The organism is Castellaniella sp. (assembly GCF_004321985.1).
Classification (GTDB): Bacteria; Pseudomonadota; Gammaproteobacteria; order Burkholderiales; family Burkholderiaceae_B; genus Castellaniella.
This window is the reverse complement of sequence record NZ_SCQN01000056.1, coordinates 41,135-48,162: the sequence shown is the minus strand read 5'-3', so window position 1 is coordinate 48,162 and position 7,028 is coordinate 41,135. Positions and strand designations below refer to the sequence as shown.

The following is a 7,028-nucleotide window of genomic DNA, read 5'->3' as shown; positions in this document are numbered from 1 at the left end:
CCGTCATGTGGGGGGCAGCGGTGTCGATCGTGACGATCCCCTTGTGTGGTCTGATCGGCGACCGGATCAGCCAAAGATGGATTTTTTCCATCGGTGCGATCGGCATCATTCTGTTCAGCGGCTACTTTTTCGGCATGCTGCGTTCGGGGAATTCCACCATTATCACGATGGCGATGATCATTGCGATCGGGGTGGTCTATGCCTTGCTGTACGGGTCCGAGGGTGAGTTGTTCCCGAATCAGTTCCCGCCCGAGGTGCGCTACACCGGGATTTCCCTGGGGGTTCAGGTATCTGGCGCCATCGGCGGCGGATTGGCCCCGCTGGTCGCGACGGCACTCCTGAAAACAGGTGGGGGTAACCCGAAATATGTGACCTTGTATCTGGTGCTCCTGGGTGTCGTTGCGCTCGTCAGCAGCTGGTTGATGCGAAAAAGCGAGTATCGGGATGTCGAGATCGGGGTGGCTGTGAAGCTCCCCTCTGTAAATCAACTGTAAGGTTCTGGCGCACAGGATGGATGAAAGAGCTATCCGGTGCGCGTGCTGCGATGGAGTCCATGGAATGACCAAGCCAATATCGAAACTGATCAACTACAAGGAATTTCTGAAAAAAAGCGAGAAGCCCGCTGTTCGCGCGAACATCTGGAAGTGGCGCGACGTAGAGCAAAAGCTGGCGGAGGTCGCCAAGGAAGACCCCCTGGCGCCGGGCCGCTGGGCGGTGTCGCTGGTGCACGAAGACACTGGGAAGTCGGTGGGTGTGTGCCCCGGCTTGAACATGCTGGTCCAGGTCTTCGAGCCTGGCAAGCACGCCAAGCGGCACCGGCACTCCAATTTTGCGATCTTCATCGTGCGCCAGGGGACCGGGTATTCCATCATCGACGGCGAAAAGATCGAATGGGAAGCGGGGGATGTCTTTTTTGCACCCCCGTGGGCCCAGCATGAGCACTGCAATACCTCGAAAACCGAGCAGGCTGTGCTCTACACGGTCCAGGACGTTCCGACGGTGACGGATATGGGCGTCTGGTTCTTCCAGGGGTCCGAAGGCACAGGGTTCCAGCACCGTGCGTCGAGTCATGACGGCGATTCGGCCTGATTTTCCCCCTGTGTGGTGCCGCCATTCCCGGATGCGGGGCGGCACCGCTGTATCGGAGGGGCTGAGGGGCCTCGCTCCGAGGCGGCGGCAAGTGCGTAAAATTGTGGAGTGATCGGTCCTCTCGACCTACGGAGTCGACCCATGAGAAAGCTCATCGCATCTACCTTCGTCTCACTCGACGGCATCATGCAGGCGCCGGGTGGCCCAGAGGAAGATTCCACTGGTGGTTTCGCCTTCGGCGGCTGGACGTTCAACTACTGGGACGAAGTCATGGGCCGCTCCATGAGCGGCTTCGACGGCAAGGACCGTGAACTCCTGCTCGGCCGCAGGACCTATGAGATCTTCGAGGCGTACTGGCCGTACCAGCCAGCCGACGATCCCATCGCGCGGACGTTCAATGCGACCAGGAAACACGTCGCCTCGCGCACGCTGGAGAAGCTGCATTGGAACAACTCGACGCTCCTGCATGGCGACGTTTTCTCGGCGGTCACGGCACTCAAGGCGGAGTCGGGACGAGACCTGCAGATCATCGGCAGCGGCAACCTGATCCAGGCTCTTCGGGCCGCATCGCTGATCGACGAGTACAACGTGTGGATCTTCCCCGTCGTGCTCGGGAGCGGCAAGCGGCTGTTCGAAGCTGGCGCAAAGCCCGGTGCGCTGCAACTCGTTGCGTCGCAAACCTCGACGACCGGCGTCGTGATGAGCACCTACGTGCCGGCCGGCGACGTCCCGATCGGATCGTTTGCGCAGACCAAGCCAAGCGCGAGGGAGCTGGAAAGGCGCGCGAAACTGGCACGCGAGGCGGACTGAGGCGGCTCGTGGCACGATGATCCTGCCTGCCACCAGCCGGCCAGTAATTGATCGGGGGAATACACGTCCAGCCCCTGGTGCCGTAATTCGGATCGATTGAAATCCTTCGGGTCGCTGTAGCGCAACCCGCCTTCGTAGGGGGCCGCGTTGCAGCGCCATTCCTCGCCGATGCGTTCGGTCCAGATCGGCCGGAATACGCCCTGGTTGGCCACGCGCAGCAGCAATCGACGCTGCAGTGTCGACATCAGCACATAGGCATCGAGGACGACGAAGGGAGGAACGGAGCACGACATACGGCGAGATTTCATACCGGAGTAGCCCCGAGCTTCAGAAGCATCCGTTTCTGGTGCGTTCAAGGCAAGTCTGCCGGACGAGTTGCCGCAACCACTGGTGGGCCGGATCTCTGGCGAGACGCGGATGCCACATCTGCGAGACCGTGATGGTCTGTGTGGGAAACGGCAGCTCGAAGGCATGGAAAGGGCTGCGCTGCGCTTCGCCGGGCGGTGGGGCGGGTAGATACGAGGCGGGCAGCAGGGCAATCAGATCAGACGCCACGGCCACGGCCAGCGCGGCCGGGAACCCTGGTACGACACTGACGACCCTGCGCGTGAGGCCCATGCCCGTCAATGCATCGTCGACCGGCCCATGAGCAAGCCCACGCCGCGATGCTGCCACATGGCCATATTCGACGTAAGCGCTGGCGGTGACCGTCGGTTGCGCCAGCAGCGGGTGCCCTGCGCGGACGACGCCGACGAAATGGTCGCGGAACAATGCCTGTATCCGGATCTCCGGCCCCATGTTGGAGACCACGCCGATTTCGAGATCGACGATTCCTTCCCTCAGGTACCGGGAATCCTTTTCGGCTTTTGGGGTGAAGAGCAGGCAGACTCCGGGTGCCTGCTGTTCGGCTGCGGAGATCAGGCGTGGTCCGAATACCTCGATGAACCCTTCATTGGCGCGGATGGAGAACGACCGGGTCAGGCTGGAGATGTCCAGCTCCTGGATGTCCGGCTGGAGGAGCGCTCTTGCTTCCAGGAGCGTGTTGCGGACTCGTTCCTGAATGTCCCGGGCGTGCAGGGTCGGTACCATGCGCCGGCCGGCGCGCACCAGCAGCGGATCGCCAGTGATTCGCCGCAGGCGGGCCAGCGTACGGCTCATGGCGGAAGTACTGAGGCCGCAGCGGCGGGCGGCCGCGGTTACGCTGCTTTCTGCCAGCAGTGCGTCCAGCGCGGCGAGCAGGTTGAGGTCTGATCCCATCATCGTCTTTGGTCCCCCAAGCAAGGTGGATCCAGCACCACTTCCAATATGAGGCGTTCCATGCAATATATTGATAATGTCGATGCGTCTTCCGCCTCATTGTCCTGATCATTATATTTTCTCCATCGATCAGACAGGTGGCAGGTGACACATGGAGTTATTTGAGGACAGGCCGGGAGATGATGGGTTGAGGGGTCGTGAGCGCGCACCAGCGATGATGGCGCTCATGATGGCGACGGCCATGGTGGTGTTCGACGGATCGGCGATCAATATCGCCTTGCCGCAGATGGCCACTTCACTGCGGGTGACGCCGCAAATGGCGGTGTGGTTTGCCAACGGGTACCTTCTGTCGGTCGCCATGACGTTGGCCATTTTTGCTGCACTGTCGCGTCGCCTGGGATTCAGGCCACTATTCTTGTCGGGCCTGGCGGTGTTCACGCTGGCCTCCCTGGGGTGTTCGCTGGCGCCTGACGCCCCCGTACTGGTGGCCATGCGAGTGCTGCAGGGCCTGGGGGGCGCCGCCGTCGTCAGCATAGGCCCTGCCATTCTGCGCTCGGTATTTCCCAGCCGCTTGCTGGGTAGCATTCTGGGCCTGAATGCCTTGCTCATTGCCGCCAGTACGGCAATCGCGCCGATCATCGGCGGTACCTTGCTCGACGCCTGGGGTTGGCGCTGGATATTCGTGCTGAACGTCATCCCTGGGGCGGCTGCGCTGGGACTGGGCGTCGGGTTCGTGCGTGATCTGCAGACTCCCGCCCGCGACCCGTTTGATGCGGTGGGGGGCATGCTGTCCGCCGTGCTGGTGGGAGCCCTGGTTCTCGCGACCAATCGAACGGCGCAACCGGGGGATGGTGGATATGTGGTCCTCGCCGCTTTGGCGGGCGCGGGTTTCATCTGGCGTCTGTATTCCGCCGAAGAGCCTCTGCTGCCGCCCGCCATGTTCAATTCTGTCCGGTTTTCTGCAGCGGCGTTGACGTCGATGATGGCTTTCGTAGGGCAGGGCATTACCTTTGTTGCACTGCCGTTCCTCTTTCAGCGTGCATATGGCTACAGCGCTCTGGAAACAGCCCTGCTGTTCATGCCTTGGCCCGTCGGTATCGTGCTGGTGGCGCCGCATGCCGGTCGATTGGCCGACCGATATTCACCTGCCACGATATCCACGCTGGGCCTGGTCGTCCTGGTTGCAGCGCTTGCGTCGCTGGCATTGCTACCTTCGGGGGATGGCGTTTGGGACATTGCAGTACGCTGCTTCTTCTGCGGCGCCGGGTTCGGCGTCTTCCAGAGTCCCAACAACCGGGAAATGCTGTCGAACGTTGCCCGCGAAAACAGCGGCTACGCCTCGGGCGTGCTCGCGATCGTGCGAACATTTGGGCAGTGCCTGGGCCTGGCCATTGTGGGGATCGTTCTCAACGTGTCCGCGCAGGGCGGTACGCAGGCCGCGCTGCTGGGATCAGTGCGGTGGAGCCTGTGGATTGCTGTCGCGGCCACCGCGCTGGCTACTGTTCTCAGCCTCGTCCGCGTTCGCGCCGCCAGTCTGGCGGCCTGCGAATAGTGGGGGGTGTCGCGCGGCTCCTGTCACCCAGGTGCAGTGGGCTGAATCAGGTTTTCAGCTGGAATTCCCAGCGCCTTCTGAAATCGCCAAATGTTGGTTTCTGGAAAAGCCGGTCAATACACGGGACATTCAGGTTTTTGCGCCTTTGCCTGGGGCGGCGCGCCGCCCTCGTCTCAACTGGGTTCGTGGATCTGTACCGGGACGTAATCGATCCACGATTCTGCCGTGTTGCCCTGCAGCCGGGCCAGAATCATGTGCGCCATTTTGGTGCCCAGGAGGGCGCTGTCCATCCCCACGACCGGAAGTTCGAGTGCGGCCTGCGTCATGTGGGGAATGTCGCCAAAGCCCACGAGCGTGGGTCTTGGCCGGCCCCGACGGGAATCGTTTTTGATTTCCTCGAACAGGCTGAGCGAAAGCACATCGTTGGCGCAGAAGATGCCGTCCTGCGGCTGCAGGCCGGGCTTGATGCGCTGGTAGACGGCGCGGCCGTTGTACAGGTTCTGCGGTTCGAGCAGAATGCTGTCGATGACCGTCATGCCACAGGCTGTAGCGGTGTCCAGAAAGCCCTTTTGCCGCAGCTTGCCGCGTCCGCCCTGGCGGCCGATGAACAACACGCGCCTGCAGCCACGCTCGTAGATATAAGTGGCGGCCAGGCGCCCGCAGTCGTAGTTTGAAAAGCCCATCAGCATGTCGATGGGATCGCGCGGGTAGGCCCAAGATTCCAGGATGGGAACCCCGAGATCTCGAAGGGCCTGCCGATTTCGTTCGAGCTCAATGACGCCCGTAAATAGGACGGCTGCGGGACGGATGGCGCGCAGTGTCGAGATACCAGCCGTTTCTTTGGGGTAGGAGTAGGACGTCAGGCCCGTTAGCAGCTGATAGTCGTGTGCTTCGAGCAGATCCGAGCAGTGCTGCATCGCCACCGAGTATTGGGGGCTGATCATGGACGAAACGAAGGCGAGTACAAGGCTGGAGTGCCCGACGCGCAGCGCTCTGGCATAGGGGTGAGACACATAGCCTGTGCGCCGTATGATTGCTCGGACCTTCTCTCGGGTTTTTTCCGAGACCACATTCGGATTGCGTAGGACGCGCGATACGGTGATGTTGGAGACTCCCGCCATGCGGGCGATTTCGACGATGCCTACGCCCCGTTTCCCGGACGACGTGGTCGGGCTCTCCCGGCCGTGGGAATCAGGAATCCGCAGAACGGCGTCGTACGCCGGCTGCGACGGGGTCAGTTGGGTATGCGGGTTGACCATCTCAGTGAGCGGCGGCGAGTACGCCTACCTGGATGAGGCAGTCGCCGGCTTCCGAATCGACGCTCAGGCGACGCGAGATGACAACCCCGGAAACTTTGAACTTGAGTTCCTTCTGTGGGGCCGTGCAGTCTTGGAAGTCGTGCAGCCAGCCTGCCGTCTGGCCTTCTCGGACCTCGTCGCCCACTTCCGCAGCGGGTTCGAACCATCCGCGACGCGTGGCGTATATCGCCTGTTCGTGAGAAGTGAGGCTCAGAAAACTCATGCTGCCAGTATAGGGGGAATTCTCGGCTGAATGCGGGAAGATACGCTCGCGGGTGATTCCCAGTTTCAGCATCAGCTGGTTCAGGGCGTGTTCCAGCGTGGCCAGAGTATGGGGTGTGACGGCACCGCCGCCGCCGAACTCGCCGCTGATTCCCAGAATGCCGGCGCGCGCGGCGGCAGCCATGGAGGTAGGTGCTTGTGCACCATTGCGTGCAATGAGCGCGTAGCGCACGTCCATGCAGCTCAGCAGCGACTCGACCGCCTGCATGCGTTCCTGCTTTTCCTGTTCTTCCGCCAGCACCAAGGGTAGGTGCGCCATGGTGGTACCGCCTGAGTGGATGTCGAAGACCACGTCGTGCCTGCCGAAGAGGTCATGTTCCAGATAGTAGGCCAGCCGCCGCGAGGGCGTGCCGGACGGGTCGCCGGGAAAGCAGCGGTTGAGGTTTTCATGATCCAGCGGCGACCCCCGGCGGGCGGCCATGACGGCCGGCAGGTTCAGGAACGGGATGAGAGTGACTTCGCCCTGGATGTCTTGTGGCTTGAGCAGGCGCGTGAGCTTGCTCAAGCAGATCTCGCCCTCGTACTCGTCGCCGTGGTTGCCGGCCATGAGCAGGAGTCTGGGGCCGTCGCCGTTCTTGAGGCGATAGACTGGGATCTTGATCTGGTAGTACGGCGAGCGATCCACTGAAAACGGGATGCTGATGAAGCCGTGGTGCTGGCCATCCTGGTCAAAGGGGATATCGGTGAAAACGCCGGTGTGCATAGTCTGAATGTGTCCGATGACTGAGTATGAGGGTTTG

8 protein-coding genes are annotated in these 7,028 nt (G+C 61.9%); 4 read left to right on the top strand and 4 right to left on the bottom strand.

Annotated features, from left to right (window positions below; genetic code table 11):
* The 3 genes from EPN31_RS14975 to EPN31_RS14965 form a co-directional block, all read left to right on the top strand.
* Positions 1-494, top strand: a 494-nt coding sequence (locus EPN31_RS14975; protein ID WP_291774824.1) for an MFS transporter, incomplete at its 5' end; no start/stop codon positions are given.
* 64 nt (positions 495-558) lie between these two features.
* Entirely contained in the window at positions 559-1,089 is a 531-nt protein-coding gene (locus tag EPN31_RS14970; protein WP_291774821.1) for a cupin domain-containing protein, read from the top strand.
* 141 nt (positions 1,090-1,230) lie between these two features.
* Positions 1,231-1,899: a dihydrofolate reductase family protein gene (locus EPN31_RS14965; protein ID WP_291774818.1), complete on the top strand. Its 669-nt coding sequence runs from the start codon at positions 1,231-1,233 to the stop codon at positions 1,897-1,899.
* On the opposite strand, the gene EPN31_RS14960 is transcribed toward EPN31_RS14965, so the two are convergent.
* Positions 1,797-2,192, bottom strand: coding sequence for a hypothetical protein (locus EPN31_RS14960; protein WP_291774815.1), 396 nt, complete (start codon positions 2,190-2,192; stop codon positions 1,797-1,799). The genes EPN31_RS14965 and EPN31_RS14960 overlap by 103 nt on opposite strands.
* 34 nt (positions 2,193-2,226) lie before the next feature.
* Positions 2,227-3,159: a LysR family transcriptional regulator gene (locus EPN31_RS14955; RefSeq protein ID WP_291774812.1), complete on the bottom strand. Its 933-nt coding sequence runs from the start codon at positions 3,157-3,159 to the stop codon at positions 2,227-2,229.
* Positions 3,160-3,307: 148 nt separating this feature from the next.
* Here EPN31_RS14955 and EPN31_RS14950 point away from each other — a divergent pair, with 148 nt between their 5' ends.
* On the top strand, positions 3,308-4,708 hold the full coding sequence (locus EPN31_RS14950) for an MFS transporter (RefSeq protein ID WP_291774808.1): 1,401 nt from the start codon (positions 3,308-3,310) through the stop codon (positions 4,706-4,708).
* A 173-nt stretch (positions 4,709-4,881) separates the two neighbouring features.
* Here EPN31_RS14950 and EPN31_RS14945 read toward each other — a convergent pair whose 3' ends face one another.
* Positions 4,882-5,967: a LacI family DNA-binding transcriptional regulator gene (locus EPN31_RS14945; RefSeq protein ID WP_291774805.1), complete on the bottom strand. Its 1,086-nt coding sequence runs from the start codon at positions 5,965-5,967 to the stop codon at positions 4,882-4,884.
* Position 5,968: 1 nt separating this feature from the next.
* Positions 5,969-6,991, bottom strand: a complete 1,023-nt coding sequence (locus EPN31_RS14940) for a succinylglutamate desuccinylase/aspartoacylase family protein (protein WP_291774802.1) — start codon at positions 6,989-6,991, stop codon at positions 5,969-5,971.
* Between the last annotated feature and the right edge of the window lie 37 nt (positions 6,992-7,028).

Bases quoted from the DNA above. Each gene is read 5' to 3' on its own strand.
- EPN31_RS14970 (WP_291774821.1), top strand. From the start codon at position 559: ATGACCAAGCCAATATCGAAACTGATCAACTACAAGGAATTTCTGAAA.
- EPN31_RS14965 (WP_291774818.1), top strand. From the start codon at position 1,231: ATGAGAAAGCTCATCGCATCTACCTTCGTCTCACTCGACGGCATCATG.
- EPN31_RS14960 (WP_291774815.1), bottom strand. From the start codon at position 2,192: ATGTCGTGCTCCGTTCCTCCCTTCGTCGTCCTCGATGCCTATGTGCTG.
- EPN31_RS14955 (WP_291774812.1), bottom strand. From the start codon at position 3,159: ATGATGGGATCAGACCTCAACCTGCTCGCCGCGCTGGACGCACTGCTG.
- EPN31_RS14950 (WP_291774808.1), top strand. From the start codon at position 3,308: ATGGAGTTATTTGAGGACAGGCCGGGAGATGATGGGTTGAGGGGTCGT.
- EPN31_RS14945 (WP_291774805.1), bottom strand. From the start codon at position 5,967: ATGGTCAACCCGCATACCCAACTGACCCCGTCGCAGCCGGCGTACGAC.
- EPN31_RS14940 (WP_291774802.1), bottom strand. From the start codon at position 6,991: ATGCACACCGGCGTTTTCACCGATATCCCCTTTGACCAGGATGGCCAG.